General features: G+C 61.2%; 15 protein-coding genes. 1 reads left to right on the top strand and 14 read right to left on the bottom strand.

The features are described 5' to 3' along the window. Positions 1–50: 50 nt before the first annotated feature. From lnt to trpS, 12 genes are all read right to left on the bottom strand, one after another. The gene (gene lnt / locus CYG48_RS00200) at positions 51–1,652 is read right to left on the bottom strand and encodes an apolipoprotein N-acyltransferase (protein ID WP_118848543.1); all 1,602 of its coding nucleotides are present in this window, start codon (positions 1,650–1,652) and stop codon (positions 51–53) included. A gap of 102 nt (positions 1,653–1,754) precedes the next feature. Continuing rightward, complete coding sequence (locus CYG48_RS00195; RefSeq protein ID WP_118848542.1) at positions 1,755–2,951, bottom strand: hemolysin family protein; 1,197 nt, start codon at positions 2,949–2,951, stop codon at positions 1,755–1,757. A 9-nt stretch (positions 2,952–2,960) separates the two neighbouring features. After that, complete coding sequence (ybeY, locus tag CYG48_RS00190; RefSeq protein ID WP_118848541.1) at positions 2,961–3,470, bottom strand: rRNA maturation RNase YbeY; 510 nt, start codon at positions 3,468–3,470, stop codon at positions 2,961–2,963. A gap of 18 nt (positions 3,471–3,488) precedes the next feature. Further along, positions 3,489–4,541, bottom strand: coding sequence for a PhoH family protein (locus tag CYG48_RS00185; RefSeq protein ID WP_118848540.1), 1,053 nt, complete (start codon positions 4,539–4,541; stop codon positions 3,489–3,491). A 23-nt stretch (positions 4,542–4,564) separates the two neighbouring features. Continuing rightward, positions 4,565–5,977: a tRNA (N6-isopentenyl adenosine(37)-C2)-methylthiotransferase MiaB gene (gene miaB, locus CYG48_RS00180; protein ID WP_118851396.1), complete on the bottom strand. Its 1,413-nt coding sequence runs from the start codon at positions 5,975–5,977 to the stop codon at positions 4,565–4,567. A gap of 43 nt (positions 5,978–6,020) precedes the next feature. Next, positions 6,021–6,824, bottom strand: a complete 804-nt coding sequence (locus CYG48_RS00175; protein WP_118848539.1) for a lysophospholipid acyltransferase family protein — start codon at positions 6,822–6,824, stop codon at positions 6,021–6,023. Then, positions 6,821–7,285, bottom strand: coding sequence for a Fur family transcriptional regulator (locus CYG48_RS00170; protein WP_118848538.1), 465 nt, complete (start codon positions 7,283–7,285; stop codon positions 6,821–6,823). The genes CYG48_RS00175 and CYG48_RS00170 overlap by 4 nt, the downstream gene beginning before the upstream one ends. 38 nt (positions 7,286–7,323) lie before the next feature. Continuing rightward, complete coding sequence (locus tag CYG48_RS00165; RefSeq protein ID WP_118848537.1) at positions 7,324–7,818, bottom strand: GNAT family N-acetyltransferase; 495 nt, start codon at positions 7,816–7,818, stop codon at positions 7,324–7,326. 5 nt (positions 7,819–7,823) lie between these two features. Continuing rightward, a complete protein-coding gene (gene tsaB, locus CYG48_RS00160; RefSeq protein WP_118848536.1) occupies positions 7,824–8,489 on the bottom strand; it encodes a tRNA (adenosine(37)-N6)-threonylcarbamoyltransferase complex dimerization subunit type 1 TsaB in 666 nt (221 codons plus the stop codon). 21 nt (positions 8,490–8,510) lie between these two features. Beyond that, a complete protein-coding gene (locus CYG48_RS00155) occupies positions 8,511–9,077 on the bottom strand; it encodes a NifU family protein (protein ID WP_118848535.1) in 567 nt (188 codons plus the stop codon). Positions 9,078–9,199: 122 nt separating this feature from the next. After that, positions 9,200–9,691: a universal stress protein gene (locus CYG48_RS00150; protein ID WP_118848534.1), complete on the bottom strand. Its 492-nt coding sequence runs from the start codon at positions 9,689–9,691 to the stop codon at positions 9,200–9,202. Positions 9,692–9,818: 127 nt separating this feature from the next. Further along, on the bottom strand, positions 9,819–10,883 hold the full coding sequence (trpS, locus tag CYG48_RS00145) for a tryptophan--tRNA ligase (RefSeq protein ID WP_118851395.1): 1,065 nt from the start codon (positions 10,881–10,883) through the stop codon (positions 9,819–9,821). Positions 10,884–11,353: 470 nt separating this feature from the next. Between trpS and CYG48_RS00140 the strand changes: the two genes are divergently transcribed. Beyond that, positions 11,354–11,824 carry a YcbK family protein gene (locus CYG48_RS00140; protein WP_118851394.1) on the top strand — a complete coding sequence of 157 codons (471 nt, stop codon included), beginning with the start codon at positions 11,354–11,356 and terminating at the stop codon, positions 11,822–11,824. A gap of 13 nt (positions 11,825–11,837) precedes the next feature. On the opposite strand, the gene murJ is transcribed toward CYG48_RS00140, so the two are convergent. Both murJ and CYG48_RS00130 read right to left on the bottom strand, forming a co-directional pair. Beyond that, positions 11,838–13,424: a murein biosynthesis integral membrane protein MurJ gene (gene murJ, locus CYG48_RS00135; protein ID WP_118848533.1), complete on the bottom strand. Its 1,587-nt coding sequence runs from the start codon at positions 13,422–13,424 to the stop codon at positions 11,838–11,840. A gap of 10 nt (positions 13,425–13,434) precedes the next feature. Further along, on the bottom strand, positions 13,435–16,263 hold the full coding sequence (locus CYG48_RS00130) for a [protein-PII] uridylyltransferase (RefSeq protein ID WP_245450360.1): 2,829 nt from the start codon (positions 16,261–16,263) through the stop codon (positions 13,435–13,437). Positions 16,264–16,291 lie beyond the last annotated feature (28 nt).

Genomic DNA, 16,291 nt, shown 5'->3' with positions numbered 1-16,291 from the left:
ATGTGGCGCGACTAGAGGCTGAACCACTATGCATTTTTAGGGGTTTTTGGTCAATTCTCCCCGAAATTAAAACCCATGCGCGAAATCGCTGCAATCAAGAACGCTGCGCCGACGAGAAACCAGAAGTTCTTCTGCCGAGAAAGGCTATCAGAGTGGGCCACACTTCCGCCCCTCCAAGTTGCATCTATCACACCTTTTTGATCAAATGCTAAACCGATCACGGTACGACCAAATGGGTCTATGAGAGCGGAAATTCCGGTGTTGGCCCCGCGAATCATGAAGCGGCCGTTCTCGACGCTCCGGACGCGCGCCTGCTGGAAATGCTGGTGGGGGCCAGGTGTCGCACCAAACCATCCGTCATTGGTGACGTTGAGCAGTGCGGACGTTCCTTCCACCTGTTCACCGATCTCGTCGGCAAAGATCGCCTCGTAGCAGATCAGCGGATAGAAGCTCTGCCCGCTCGGCAATGTCAGCATCGTCTGCGAGGGGGCGGCGCTGAAGCCGCCCGGCATGGCGATGGCTTCCGGAATGCCGAGATTGCGCAGCAGGTCCTCGTAGGGGACATATTCGCCGAAGGGCACGAGATGCACCTTGTCGGACGCGGAAACGATCTGGCCCTGGCTGTCGATGACATAGATCGAATTGTAGAAGCGTGGCGCCATTCCCGGCCCCGCCTCTTCCGAGCGCACGGCGCCGGTTACAAGCACCTGACCGTCCTCCAGTACATCGGCAATGCGCGCCAGCGCATCCGGGTTCTGCGTCAGGATGAAGGGAACGGAGGTTTCCGGCCAGACAATCATGTCAGGGCGCTTGCCACCTTCCTTCGGAGGCTGGGCGGAAAGGCTCAGGTGTTCTTCGAAGATCGCTGTGCGCTCGGCATCATCGAGCTTGCGCGCCTGGTCGATCAGCGGCTGGACGATACGCACCGTCGTTTCCTCGCCGGAGATCTGCGCCAGCGCGGTATCCGCGCCATGCAGCCGCCAGGCACCATATCCGAGGTGAGCGGCAAAGAGGAGCAGTGCGAGGCTCAAGCCTACCCGCATACCCTTCCTCGTGCCAAGCAGCGCCGGCGCAGAGAAAACGAAGACGGCGAGCATGGTGACGCCGGAAATGCCGATCACGGCCGCCGACTGCATCATCAGCGGAACCGGCATGGCGCCATAACCGATCGCGTTCCAGGGAAAGCCGGTTGCGACGAAACCGCGCAGCCATTCGCCAATGCCAAAGCTGAAGGCGAGGGCAGCGAGCCTGCCCATGCCGTCCGACCAGAACAGCCGCGCCACGGCGGCGGATAGCCCATAGAAGATGGCGAGATAGGCCGGCAGGCCCAGCACAGCGAGCGGCAGCGCCCAGGCGAACTCATCCGCCTCTACAAGCAGGGCATTACCCAGCCACCACAGACCCGCCACGAAATAACCGAAGCCGAACAGCCAGCCGATCCAGAACGCAGAGCGGAACCGCCCGAACCAGCCGGAGTCAGGATCGCTGGTGATGCCGTCCAGCAGCCAGACGAGCAGCGTAAACGAGATGAAAAGCGTCGCGAAGAAGCCGAAGGGCGGCAGGGCGAGCGCGCCGATAGCACCTGCGAGAATGGCGATGGCCGCTCGAGGAAATCCCCAGAGAAGCATGATCCTGCCCGCCAGCCGCTCCATTAAATCCCCTTCCGCGCCCCGAATCACCGGGGGCAGTCTTCCAAAAATGAGCGGCGTTGTCGCGCGTCCAAACGACGCGCGAATTTTCAGCCCTTGCGGCGGCTAGTGGTTGGGGCGCTCGGCATCCTGGCCGGGTGGCGGCAGGAGGATCTGGGGCGTCTGGTCGGTAATGGCCATGTCGCCCTCACCCCGCGTTGCCCGGCGGCGGGCCAGGGCGCGTTTGCGCATAATCCGGACGCGCTTGATGCGACGCGGATCGGCATCCAGGATCTGGAATTCAAAGCCGGGCACGGCCTGCACCACTTCGCCACGAACCGGGATGCGGCCGAGTTCGGAGAAGATCAGGCCGCCGAGCGTATCGACGTCTTCGAGGCGCTCCCTGATGTCGAAGTCCGGGCCGATCGCCTTGGCAATCTCTTCCAGCTCAATACGGGCGTCAGCAACGAAGACGTCGTCGCTGGTACGCGAGAACATCACCTCATCATTGTCGTGCTCGTCCTCGACGTCGCCGATCACCATCTCGACAATGTCCTCATGGGTCACGAGGCCGTCGGTGCCACCGTATTCGTCGATGACCAGCGCAAGCTGTGTGCGCGCCGCCTGCATGCTCTGCATCAGGTCGGACGCCAGCATGGACGGCGGAACGAACAGGATCTTGCGGATGAGGCCGGCCTCTTCAACCGTCTGCTCAAGATCAACGCGGCCAAGGTCGAATGCCGGCCGCGGCATGCGAACCACCTTTTCGGACTTCTCGGTCTTCTCGTTGGCAAGCGGCATCGGCTGGGCGGCAGAAGCGCGCGACGTCGCAGCGCGTGCGCCGGTGCGCCGTTTGTTGCGGGCCTGCTTGGCAAGGTAGGACAGCAGGTCGCGGATATGCACCATGCCACGCGGGTCATCCAGCGTATCGCTGTAGACCGGCATGCGCGAACGTCCGGTTTCCTCGAAATGGATCAGCAGTTCGCCGATCGTCATGTTCATGTCCACGGCTTCGATATCGGCGCGCGGCACCATGATGTCTTCGACGCGGATTTCGCGGAAGCGCAGGATGTTGTGCAGCATCGCGCGTTCTTCAGGCGAGAAGGCGCTGCTGACATTGGTGTCTGCCATCAAGGCATCCGCCAGGTCTTCGCGAAGCTGTTCACCCTGCGAAGGCCGAAGCAACCTCAAGGCGCGCGACCAGAATGAATGGTGGGATTTGGAGGTTTGTTCCGGTCGTAAAGGACTACTTCCCTCGTCCGACGAGGAGGTGTCCGAACCATCTTTGCCCTCGCGGGCAACACTGCTCGACATATCGTTCATGAAACCATCTTACACTATCGGGTCTTGCCCTGCATAGGGGTCAGATAGGCCGAGCTTCGCCAAAATACGAGTCTCGAGCGCTTCCATTTCTTCCGCTTCGTCGGTTTCCATGTGGTCATAACCGAACAAATGCAGGAAACCATGGACGAGAAGATGGGTCAGATGTTCGTCAAAAGGCTTCTCAAGATCAACCGCTTCGCGCTCAACGGTCTCCCGCGCAACGACGATATCACCCAGCATCGGGCCTGGGTTGCCACCTGGCTCGAGCGGGAACGCCGGGAATGACAACACGTTGGTCGGCTTGTCCTTGCCGCGCCATTCCGCATTGATTTCGCGGATCGCTTCGTCGTTGGTGAAGACCAGCGAAAGTTCGGGCGCCATCTTCGGGAACGGTTGGCCCTCCTCGGCGGCGAGATACTCGGCGGCAGCAGCAAGAACTTTAGTCGCAAGTTCGGTGAGGCGGGCTTCATCCGCCCAGCCTTCGTCTTCGACGCTGATCTGGATATCAAGGTCCGGCATGATAACGGCCGACCGCCTTTAGCGGTCGTCCTCGCTTTCCTCATGAACCGCATATTGCGTGTCATAGGCGCGCACGATACGGCCGACCAACGGATGGCGCACGACGTCGACATCCTTGAACTGTATAACCGAGATGCCCTCGACGCCCTTCAGGATCTGCAGCGCTTCCACAAGACCCGACTTGACGCCGCGCGGCAGGTCCACCTGGCTGGGGTCGCCGGTGACGATCATGCGGGCGTTTTCGCCAAGACGCGTCAGAAACATCTTCATCTGCATCGAGGTGGTGTTCTGCGCCTCGTCGAGAACGACGGCGGCGTTCGACAGCGTGCGGCCACGCATGAACGCAAGCGGTGCAATCTCGATCACGCCGGCGGTGATGGCGCGATCGACCTTGTCGGCCGGCATCATGTCGTAAAGTGCGTCGTAGAGCGGCCGGAGATAAGGGTCGACCTTCTCCTTCATGTCGCCGGGCAGGAAGCCCAGACGCTCACCGGCTTCCACGGCGGGGCGGGACAGGATGATCCGGTCTACCGCGCCGCGTTCCAAGAGAGCTGCTGCATGGGCGCAGGCGAGATAGGTCTTGCCCGTTCCGGCTGGGCCGACACCGAAAACGAGTTCGGCCCGCTCCAGCGCGCGCATATAGGCGTCCTGCGTCGGCGTGCGGGCGACGATCGTCTTCTTCTTCGTCGAGATCTGGCTCATCGTGAGCTTTGCCTTCTTCTCCAGGGTGGGCAATTGAAGCTGGTCATCTGCCGCCTGGGCCATGCGGATGGCGCCCTCGACATCCGACGCCTCGACAGAGCCGCCCTTCTGGAGCCTTTCATAGAGAAAATCGAGCGCACGACGCGCCTGGTTGGTGGCCGTGACATCACCGGAGATTGCGACGGAGTTCCCACGCGGACGGGCATCGATGTGCAGCCGTTCCTCGATGAGCTTCAGATTCTGGTCGAATTGGCCAAAGAGTTCGCTTGCAAACCTGTTGTTCTCGAACGTCAGAACGAAGTGATTGGCATCGGTCGCAGCGGATCGCGGTTGGCGCGCGGATGAAGAAACCGATTCACGTCCGTTCAAGTAGGCAAGCTCCCAACTGCAGTTCAGGCCCTCATTAAACGCTCTGCCGGTTCGGCAAACAAGCTGTTTGGGCCGGTTCCAATGATTCGTACCGGGATAATGTCACCGATTTGCGATGTTTTCGCATCAACATTGACCGACTGCAGCCACGGCGACCGACCAATGACCTGCCCCGGCATGCGACCCGGCTTTTCCAACAGCAGGTCGATGACTTTTCCAACGCAAGATTTGGCGAAGTCGGCCTGCTGTTTCAAGAGCAGCGCCTGCAATCTTTCCAGCCGCTCCGACTTTACGTCCTCGGGCACCTGATCACCCAGTTCAGCGCCGGGCGTGCCTGGGCGGGTCGAATACTTAAAGGAGTAGGCCGAGGCGTAGCCCACTTCCTCGACCAGGCGAAGCGTGTCTTCGAAGTCTGCATCGGTCTCCCCCGGAAAACCGACGATGAAATCACCCGACATGGCGATGTCTGGCCGGGCCGTGCGGATCCGCTCGATCAGGCGCAGATACTCGGCCGCCGTGTGGCGCCGGTTCATGGCCTTCAGGATCCGGTCAGAGCCTGCCTGCACCGGCAGGTGGAGATACGGCATCAGGGATCGCAGGTCGCGATGCGCCTCGATCAACTTGTCGTCCATATCGCGCGGGTGGCTGGTGGTGTAGCGCAGGCGCGCCAGACCCGGCACGTCGGCAAGCCGGTAAAGAAGGTCGCCGAGGCTCCATTCGCGGCCATCCGGCCCCTCAGAGCGCCAGGCATTGACGTTCTGCCCGAGCAGGGTGATCTCGCGCACGCCAGCATCCACCAGGCGATGCGCCTCATCGAGGATCTGGGCGAGCGGCCGGGATACTTCCGAGCCACGCGTGTAGGGCACGACGCAGAAGGTGCAGAACTTGTCGCAACCTTCCTGCACCGTCAGGAACGAGGTGACACCGCGGGCGCGAGTCGTAGCCTTCTCCGGCTTCGGCAGGTGCTCGAACTTGTCCTCGACCGCATATTCGGTATCGACAACCCGCCGCCCGGTCCGCGCTGATTTCAGCGCCTGCGGCAAGCGGTGGTAGGTCTGCGGCCCGATGACGACGTCGACGGCCGGCTCGCGGCGGACGATTTCCTCACCCTCGGCCTGCGCCACGCAGCCGGTCACCCCGATCATGAACTCGCGGCCTTCGGCAGCACGCGTCTTCTTCATCTCGCGCAGGCGTCCAAGCGCCGAATAAACCTTGTCGGCAGCCTTTTCGCGGATATGGCAGGTGTTGAGGAGCACGAGATCGGCTTCCGCCATCTCTTCCGTCGTCACATAACCCTCGCTCGCCAGCGCATCGCCCATGCGAACGGAGTCATAGACGTTCATCTGGCAACCATAGGTCTTGATGAAGACCTTGCGGCTGTTGGGACGCTGGGTAGCCTCTTCGGCCGGGATGGGAAGCGAGACGTGTTCGTTCATGGCGGCCTGCATACTCCAAGATGTCCCGGAAATGAAGCTTTTCCTAAAGCGCCTCGTAGCTGCGACCCCGCAGGTGATCGATCAGCATGCGGCGAATGCGCATCGTGACCGTGAGGCTGAGCTGCTTGCGGTTGTCGCCGGTGCGGAATTCGACGGCCTCGCCGAAGGCCACGTCGACATCGAGCGCGCCCTCCTTGAGCACGCCCATGAGATGCGGCACAAGCTCGATATCGCCCGGCCAGGCTGCGATCGGCCGGTGGTAACGGCCCATGGCCATGCCATGCACGCGGGTATAGGCAAGCGCTACCGGCTGGACATGCACGACACCATTGGGCGTATGCGGGACGGCTGCGGCAGCCGCGCCGAACAGCGACGACTTGATTTCCAGGAGCCGGTTACCGTCCGATGTCGTCCCTTCCGGGAACAGTACGACAATTTCGCCGGCCTTCATTCGCTCGGCGATCTCGTTGACCTGTTCGCCCGCCTTGCGCTTCTGCTCGCGCACCACGAAGATGCTCTTCTGCAGCTTGGCCAGCGTGCCGAAGATCGGCCAGTTCGCAACCTCCGCCTTGGCGATATAGACAACATCGGCAACGGCGCCGAGAACAAGGATGTCCTTCCAGGAAACGTGGTTGGAGGCGAGCATCAACGGCCGGCGCCGGTCAAGCTCGCCATAAACACGGATGCGGATGCCAAGCAGGAAGCAGGCGGCCTTGTGCCAATAACGCGGGATGTAGCGGCGGATCTTCAGGTCAAAGGCAAGGCCGATCAACTGGAACGGCAGAAGAACCAGTGTGACGACCAGCAGCAGGACAACGATCAGCGCAATCCTGATCCAGGTGATCACTGATCATCCTTCGAAGTCTTGGCGTCCTTGCCTTCGACATCGTCCTTGTCAAGCGGGATGCCGTAAAGCTCCAACCTGTGACCGACGAGGCGGAAGCCATGCTCGCGCGCGATCCGCTCCTGCAGGGCCTCGATTTCGGCCGAGCGAAACTCGACTACGTTGCCGGAGCTGACATCGATCATGTGGTCGTGATGCTCTTCCGGCACGGTTTCGTAACGGGAACGGCCGTCGCGGAAATCGTGCTTCTCGATGATGCCTTCGTCCTCGAAAAGCTTCACCGTGCGATAAACCGTCGAGATCGAAATACGAGGATCAACCCTGGAGGAGCGGCGATAGAGCTCTTCGACATCCGGATGATCGTCAGAATCCTGGAGAATGCGCGCGATCACCCGGCGCTGGTCGGTCATTCGCATGCCTTTTTCGGCACACAGCTCCTCCAGGGTTTTGGAAAGCTCTGTCATGTCGTATCGGCCTCGAATATCACGTATAAGGAATGGGACTAACGAAGAACGCGGCGCATGACAAGCGCGGACGTCTTCTTGCCATTCGGGCCTGCATAATATGCCGGGCGTTCTGCGACCTTCTGGAATCCCAACTTGGTGTAGAGATCCACTGCCGGCCGGTTCTGCGCCTCGACCTCTAGGAACATGCTCTCGCCGCCGCGCGCGCCTGCTTCGCGCAACGCCGCCTGCATCAACCGCCAACCGAGCCCCTGTCGCCCGAACTTCTCGCTCACCGCAATCGTCAGGATCTCCGCCTCGCCTGCCGCCTCGCGCGACAACACGAAGCCGCCGAGCGGCCTGGAGAAAAAGGCATTGGTCTGCCGTGCGACGAAGCCGAAGACGCCTTCCTGCGTAAGGAGGCCCTGGAACTCCTCATCGCTCCACTGGCGCGGGAAACGCTGGCCGTGCAATTCCGAGATATCCGCGCAGTCGGCCAACTCCATCGGCACGACTTCGAAAAAAGGCTTCCAACTGAGGTAGTCGTCAAACATCGTCGTCAGGCGCGGGCAAGCGCGAATCCGGTCTGCGGCTTCGCATCGGGACCACGAAGATACAACGGCTTCGGCCGCTGTCCATCCACCGGTTTTTGCGCGCCGAGACGTGCGACGGTGCGAATGTCGAACCTGTCGCGCCCTTCGAAAGCGTCCCGCAGCCTCTCTTCAGGCGACGTTGCCCAGGAGCCCGTCAATGCTGCACCGAGTTCCTCGGCGAGCGCGGATACTTCGTCTGGCGACAGAGCGGCGGGCTCCGTCAGCGGCTCGCCAGCGCTCGAGAATGCCTGGGTGTAGACCTCGTTGCGCTTGGCATCCATTGCCGCCAGGACGGGCTTGTCGGGATGGTCTACGAGATAGCGTTGGGCCAGCGTCTCCAACGTCGTAACGCCGACGCAGTCCACGCCGAGCACCAGAGCAAGCCCGCGTGCGGCAGCAACGCCAACCCGGATGCCCGTAAAGGAGCCAGGCCCGATGACGACGGCCACCCGCCCGACAGATTGGAGAGCAAGACCGGCTTCTTCAAGCGCCTCGTCGATCACGGCCATCAGCCGCTCAGCGTGCCCCTTGCCGATCGCGTCTGTGACAACCGACAGGACTTGCCCGCCGGCGCTGTCATAGAGCGCCGCTGAGCAATCCACACCGGCAGTATCGATAGCGAGGACGATCATGAAGCGAGCGGGCCCCGAGCCTCAGAGGGCTTCGACGGCCTGCACTTCCGGAACGAAATGCTTCAGGAGGTTCTGGACACCGTGCTTCAGCGTCGCCGTCGACGACGGGCAACCGGAGCATGCGCCCTTCATGTTGAGGTAAACCGTGCCGTCGCGGAAGCCCTTGAAGGTGATATCGCCGCCATCCTGGGCAACCGCCGGACGCACGCGGGTTTCCAACAGTTCCTTGATGGTCGCGACCACGGTCACGTCGTCTTCGTTGAAGAACTCACCATCAACATCAAGATCTTCGGCAAGCGTCGAGGTGCCGCCCATGACCGGCTGGCCGGACATGAAATGCTCCATGATCGAACCGAGGATCGCCGGCTTCAGGTGCTGCCACTCGGCATTGTCCTTGGTGACCGTGATGAAGTCGTAACCGAAATAAACGCCGGTGACGCCGCTGACCGCAAACAGGCGCGAGGCGAGCGGAGACGCTTCAGCCTCCTCGGCATTGCGGAAATCCGCGGTGCCGCGCTCCATCACCACCTTGCCCGGCAGGAACTTGAGGGTCGCCGGATTGGGCGTGGTTTCCGTCTGAATGAACATCTCGTTGCTCCCGGGACGAAATCGCCCCAATTTAGAATTCTTCAAAAGAAGATAAGCTTTCTCAGCTTATCGTTCAAGTGCGCTCGCGCGGCACCAAGGTCAAGAACAACCTGGAGCCTAGCTCAGGCCAGCGCGTCAATTTCTTCTCCTGTCAGCGTGTCAGGCAGCACGGTAACAGGGATCGGGAAGGTCGCGCCGCGTCCGGCCACCGCGGAAACCAGCGGCCCCGGCCCTTCCTTGGTCGAGCTCGCTGCCAGGACCAGGATTGCGATGTCGCGGTCTTCCTCGACCAGTTGGTTGATCTGCTCGGTGGCGTTGCCCTCGCGGATGACGATCTCGGGGTCAATCCCGATCGTGTCACGTACGCGCTGGGCGGCCTTGGCCATGATCGCTTCGGCTTCTTCCTGCGCCTCGGCGCGCATGATCTGTTCGACGCCGAGCCATTGCTGGAAATCGCCTTCCGGAATGACAAACAGCAGGACGAGCCCGCCATTGGAGTTCTTCGCGCGGCGGCCGGCGTAATGAACGGCCATTTCGCATTCGGGCGTGCCGTCGATGATCGCCATGAACTTGCGCCGGTGGCCCTCAAGCCGCGAAAGTCGCTTCGAAACCATTCAGCCCCCTCTGATCATCCCGACGGACGCGGTCGGGCTGCGAACTTAATGCCTGCTTCCTAAAATGAAAACCCGCCACTCGTCGTAGCGGGTTTTGTTCTTTTTGCCACTTCTGGCCGGTTTTCCCTTAGCGCAGGAAGCCGATGATATCGAAGACGTCGCCCATTACCTTTTCGGCGCGGGCACGGGCGCGTTCACCACCGTCCTTCAGGATCGCGTCGATATGGGTGGTGTCATCCATCAGGCGGCGCATCTCGGCCGTGATCGGAGAGAGCACATGGACGGCGAGATCGGCGAGCGCCGGCTTGAAGACCGAGAACTGCTGGCCGCCAAACTCTGCAAGGACGTCAGCCTTGCTCTTGTCGGCCAGGGCAGCGTAGATGCCGACGAGGTTTTCGGCTTCGGGGCGACCTTTCAGGCCTTCGACTTCGCTCGGCAGGCCTTCCGGATCGGTCTTGGCCTTGCGGATCTTCTTCAGAATTTCGTCCTGGTCGTCCATCAGGTTGATGCGCGACAGGTCCGACGGATCTGACTTGGACATCTTTTTCGTGCCGTCACGCAGGGACATGACACGCGGCGCCGGCCCCTCGATCAGCGGCTCGACGAGCGGGAAGTAGCCATGGATCGGTTCTTCGCCGACGACCATGTCGACGCCGGTGCCGGTGGCGCGGATCTTATCCTGGAAGTCGATATTGAACTTCTGGGCGATGTCGCGGGCGAGCTCTAGATGCTGCTTCTGGTCGTCACCGACGGGCACATGGGTCGCGCGGTACACGAGGATGTCGGCAGCCATCAGGCTAGGATAGGCGAGCAGGCCCAGCGAAGCGTTTTCACGGTCCTTGCCGGCCTTGTCCTTGAACTGCGTCATGCGGTTCATCCAGCCGATGCGGGCGACGCAATTGAACACCCAGGCAAGCTCGGCATGCTGCGGCACGGCCGACTGGTTGAAGACGATATGCTTCTTCGGGTCGATGCCCGAAGCTATGAAGGCGGCAGCGATCGAGCGGATCTGGTTGCGCAGGTCATCATGCACGAGTTGGGCGGTGATGGCGTGCAGGTCTACGACGCAATAGATGCAGTCGTTGTTTTCCTGGAGTGCGACGAAGTTGCGGATCGCGCCGAGATAGTTGCCAAGATGAAGGTTGCCGGTGGGCTGTACGCCCGAAAAAACAAGCGGCTTGAAGGAATTCATATCGTCCTCGAACAGGCTGGTGGAAGGCCTCAGGCCTTGAGGCATGCGCTGCTCCGGCAGGTGTGAAAGTCTCCGGAAACTGCGCCCCGCGGGCCATGTAGCTACGGGCGCGCTTATGCACTCGCTACGGGATGCAATCAAGGTCCCGCAATCAATCAAGCCACATGATCTTTGGGTCCGCGATCACGGCCAGAAGGGCCTTTGCGCGGAAGCACGCAAAGAATATCCGGCAGCACCAGAGTCTAACGATTCAATAACGTGAATCGGACGCAAGTATTTGATTCCAATACTTTCGCGCAAAACCATTCCCCAGCCAAAGCTAATATGTTAACGTCCGTTAGCCATTAAGGCACCTGCATTCCTCGCTTTTGAGCAAAAGTCTCCTTATTCGCGCCTCTTTTAGGAAAGAAATACCCAGACCAGAGCCTAGACAGCCTGCCATGACGGCAGGTTCATTCTCGGGGGATACCATGCGCAATTTTTATCGCGTCGCGCTTGCTTGCCTTTTGACAGTAAGCTCCGCCCTGCACGCAGCCGCTGCAGATGACCAAAAACGCCGCGGCACGTCGTTCAAGCATAAATATTCAGCCTATTATACCGTCCAACGCGTCAGTGTAAAAACCGCCTGCTTCCCCGAAAAGCTTGGGGCTATTCTTGCGCATATTGCCAAGAGGACAGGCAAGAAGCCGGTTGTGACCTCAGGCCACCGACCACGCTCCGGCACCTCGCAGCACAGCAGCTGTTATGCCGCGGACATCCGCGTTCCGGGTGTTTCGGAAAAGACTATCTTGGCTGCGGCGGCAAATGCGCCGGGCATCGGCGGCATCGGCCGTTACTGCAACGGCATCGTGCATGTCGACATCGGCCCGAAGCGCACCTGGGCACATTGCGGCAAAGGTCGCGTCAAGTCGGCGAAGTACAAGCGCCGCGGCAAGTCCTGAGACGCGAAGGCTGTTACTCGGTCGGCGGTGCAGCCGGCTTGCGCCTGCGCTTCAGGTTGCGGCGGATCATGCCGAGATCGGCGCCACCAATGGCGAACGCGGTCGCGAAATAGACGATCATGGCCAGCGCCAGCAGGCAAGAGAGAGCGAGCACCTGTTGGAGCAGATGCGCGCCGGGTAAGAGCCACGGCATTGCATATGGCAGCGCGTAATAAAGCGCGCCGGCCATGACCGCGGTTGAAACAACTAGCAGCGCCGTTCGACGCGCCAGCGCCCATTCCCACTGCAGATGGCCGCGCCAGACGAGCGTGCCAAACAGCAGCAGCACGTTTGTCCAGCCGGCCGTTGCTTCCGCCGTGGCAATGCCACGCTCGGCAATGAGCGGGAAGAGTGTGATCGCCAGGCCCGAGTTGATGACCACGGAGATCATCGTGAATCGCATCGGCGTGCGGGTGTCCTCGCGCGCGTAAAAGCCGGGCTGCAGCGCCTTGATAAGCACGAAACCGGGCAGGCCGATGCCATAGATCGCCAGGATCGATGCAACGACAGCGGTATTTTCAGCCGAGAACGCGCCCCGCTCGTAAAGCACGCGGATAATCGCGTCGGAGAGCATCCAGAGGCCGGCCGCAGCCGGTAGCGTCAGAAACAGCACGAACTCGATCGAACGGTTCTGCGTGTTGGCCGCTTCCTTTAGATGCCCGCCTTTCAGGGCCCGCGACAGTTCCGGAAGAAGCACGACACCCACTGCGACACCCACGACGCCGAGCGGCAACTGGTAGATGCGGTCTGCATATTGAAGCGCGGCGATCGCGCCTTCCTTTCCGGATGCGATCGCCTGGCCGATGATCTGGTTGATCTGCGTGATGCCGCCGGTGATGGCAGCCGGTACTGCAAGCCATAGAAGGCGCTTGACGTTCGGCGTCATGCGCGGGCGGCGAAACCCGATATTGATGCCGGCGTGCCGCACGCCGACATAAACCACGGAAAGCTGCAGCACGCCCGCGACCAGCACGCTCCAGGACAGGTACCAGGCGATGAGTTCCGGACCTGCGCCAATCCACATGCCGTAAAACAGCGCCGCGATCATCACCACGTTGAGGAATACTGGCGCGATGGCTGCGGCGAAGAAATGATGCAGCGAATTCAGCATGCCGCTCATCATCGCTGTCAGCGACATGCACATGAGGTAAGGGAACATCACCGCCGCCATGCGGATGGTGAGCGAGGTCTTCTCCGCGTCATCGGCAAATCCGGGCGCTATGATCCATTGCACCAGCCACGGCATCATCAGTTCCATGGCAATGGTGATGATCAGCAGCGCCGAGAACAGGACCCCGAACACCTCTTCGGAAAAGCGCTTGGCGCCCTCCACCCCGTTGGCCTCGATCTCCTTCGAAAACAGCGGAACGAAGGCAGCATTGAATGCACCCTCGGCAAACAGCCGGCGAAAGAGGTTGGGAAAACGGAAGGCCGCGTAGAACACGTCGGCCATCGGGCCGGTGCCGAGTGCCGCGGCCATGAAGGTTTCACGGGCAAAACCGAAGATGCGGCTGCCGAGCGTCGCGCCGCCGACGGTAGCGAATTTCTTGACGAGGCTCATGGGCGGCAGCTCACGCGCTGGCCTTCGTCTTGCGCGAAGGTGTGGGTGTTGGCGCAGGCGCGATGATGCCGGACGGCATGCCGCTTCTCAACTCGTCCTCCTGCTCGGCCATGACGGCCTTCAGCCGCGCAGAAATGTTCGCCTGCCGATTTTCATTGACGACCTTCTGGCCGACGAGATCCGTCACGTAGAAGGTGTCGATAACCTTTTCGCCAAAGGTGGTGATGTGGGCGGAGTGGATATCAAGCGACAGGTCCGCCAGCACCGCCGTGATATCCGCAAGCAGACCGGTGCGGTCGAGGCATTCCACCTCGATCACCGTGAACTTGTTCGACAGCGTGTTCGACAGCGTGACCGAAGGCGGCAGCACGAAGGTCTTGTTACGTTTGCGGGACTTGGCCCGCGTGGCGATCACCTCCGGCAGGCGCTTCTTGCCTGACAGCACATCCTCGATCATGCGGCTGATCGTGCCGGCACGCCGCAGTTCGTCCTCGTCCACCGGAAATTCGCGGTTGATGAGGATCGTATCCAGCGCACGCCCGTCCGACGTGGTGAAGATCTGCGCGTCAGCAATGTTGGCGCCGGCCGCAGCGCAGGCGCCGGCGATGATCGACAGGAGGCGCGGATGGTCCGGCGCCAGCACCGTGATTTCGGTGATGGCGTGGAAGTTATCGGTGCGCACCATGGTGGCAAGCGCCTGGCCTGCCTTGTCCGTGTCGCGGATGAAGGTCGCGTGGCGAACCTGGTCCTCCAGCGAGACCGACAGGAGATATGGCTGGTAGTGGAGCTTGGAGTAGGTGCGCCGATCCTTCTGGCTCCAGTCGCCAAGCGCCTGGAACAGCTCTTCCTCAGCCAGCTTGGCGCGCTCCTTGCGCGACACTTCCGAAAAACCGCCGGAAAGCAGCAGCTCGGTTTCGTAATACAGAGTGCGAAGCAACTGGCCCTTCCAGCCGTTCCAGACACCCGGCCCGACCGCACGGATATCGCAGATGGTCAGCACGAGAAGCAGCTTCAGCCGGTCCATCGACTGCACCTTCTCGGCGAAGTCGGTGATAGTCTTGCGGTCGTGTAGGTCGCGGGTCTGCGCCGTCATCGACATCAAAAGGTGCTGCTCGATCAGCCAGACGACTAGTTCGGTCTGCTTCGGGTTAAGGCCGAGCCTCGGGCAAAGCTTGCGGGCGATGCGCGCACCGGCAATCGAGTGGTCTTCCTGGCGGCCCTTCGCAACGTCATGCAGAAGCACCGCCACGTAAAGCACCGTGCGCTCCTCGATGCCGGGCATCAGCGTATTGGAAAGCGGATGGATCTCGGCCGACCTGCCCTGGTCGACTTCCGACAGCGCTTCGACGGAGCGGATCAGATGCTCGTCGACAGTGTAGTGGTGATACATGTTGAACTGCATCATCGCCACGACCTTGCCGAACTCGGGAATGAAGCGGCCGAGCACGCCCGCCTCGTTCATTCGCCGCAGCATCAGCGCCGGATCCCGACGCGAGGTGAGCATGGAGATGAAGAGCCGGTTGGCTTCGTCGTTCTCGCGCACGGTCTGATCGATCAGCGACAGCGACCGCGTCATGCGCTTCAGGGCATCCGGGTGCAGTTCCAGCCCGTTGATATCAGCCACATGGAAAAAGCGGATGATGTTGATCGGGTCGCGCTTGAAGACATCGGGATCAGCAAGGTTGATGCGTCCGCGGTCTTCGACGAAGTCCAGCGTGCCGGGGATCTTGTGAAGCCGCTTGGTAAAACGGGAAATGACGCGGCGGGTGAGACCGGGCGCTGCCTTCGCCTGCTGTTCTTCGAGAGCGGCACACAGGATGCGGGTCAGGTCGCCAACATTTTTCGACACCAGGAAGTAATGCTTCATGAAGCGTTCGACGGCCGAGAGACCCGGGCGCGACTGGTAACCCAGGCTTTCGGCGATCTCCCGCTGGATATCGAAGGACAGCCGCTCCTCCGCCTTGCCGGTGAGGAAATGCATGTGGCAACGCACCGCCCAGAGGAAGTCGTCGGCCTTCTCAAACAGCCGCGTTTCCTCGCGCGACAGGACGCCGAATTTTACAAGCTCGGCCGGGTCGCGGACGCGGTAATAATATTTGGCGATCCAGAACAGGGTATGAAGGTCGCGCAGGCCGCCCTTGCCTTCCTTGACATTCGGCTCGACGAGATAACGCGTATCGCCCGCCTTCTGGTGGCGCGCGTCGCGTTCGGCAAGCTTGGCAGCGATGAATTCCGGGCCGGTATCGGCGACGATCTCCTTGTCGAAGCGGGTCTCGAGATCTGTCACCAGCGGCGCGCTGCCGCAGATATAGCGGCTTTCGAGGATCGCCGTGCGGATCGTCATGTCCCCCTTGGAGAGGCCGATGCACTCTTCCACCGTACGGGTGGCGTGACCAACCTTGAAGCCGAGGTCCCACAGGACATAAAGCAGGAACTCGACCGCTTTGCGCATGGCATCCGAGTTCTTTTCCGGCAAAAGAAACAGCAGGTCGATATCGGATCCTGGCGCCAGCGTGCCGCGGCCATAACCGCCGACGGCTGCAACCGCGATATCCTTGCCCTCGGGATGAAAGCCCGCGACGACAATATCGTGGAGCACGGTGATAATCTGGTCTTGTAGCCAGGAAATGCGACGTGCACAGGCAAGCCCGCTGCCATCCTTGGCGAGAAGCTCGCGCGCCTTCTTGCGCCCCTCGACGCTTGCCTTGCGCAACACCGGCAGGAGCGCGCCGCGCGCCTCCAACTGCCTGAGCGCGCCATCCTTGACGATCGCCTCGCAATCTATGCGAAGACGAGCAAGATCGAGAAGTTCAGAGAAGTCGATTTCGTTTTTGGCCATGGTGTCCTGCCGCTGCCCCGGCATGCCT

It is taken from the genome of Neorhizobium sp. SOG26, from assembly GCF_003491345.1.
Lineage (GTDB): Bacteria > Pseudomonadota > Alphaproteobacteria > Rhizobiales > Rhizobiaceae > Neorhizobium > Neorhizobium turbinariae.
The sequence above is the reverse complement of the archived record's forward strand: the minus strand, read 5'-3'. Positions and strand labels throughout refer to the sequence as shown.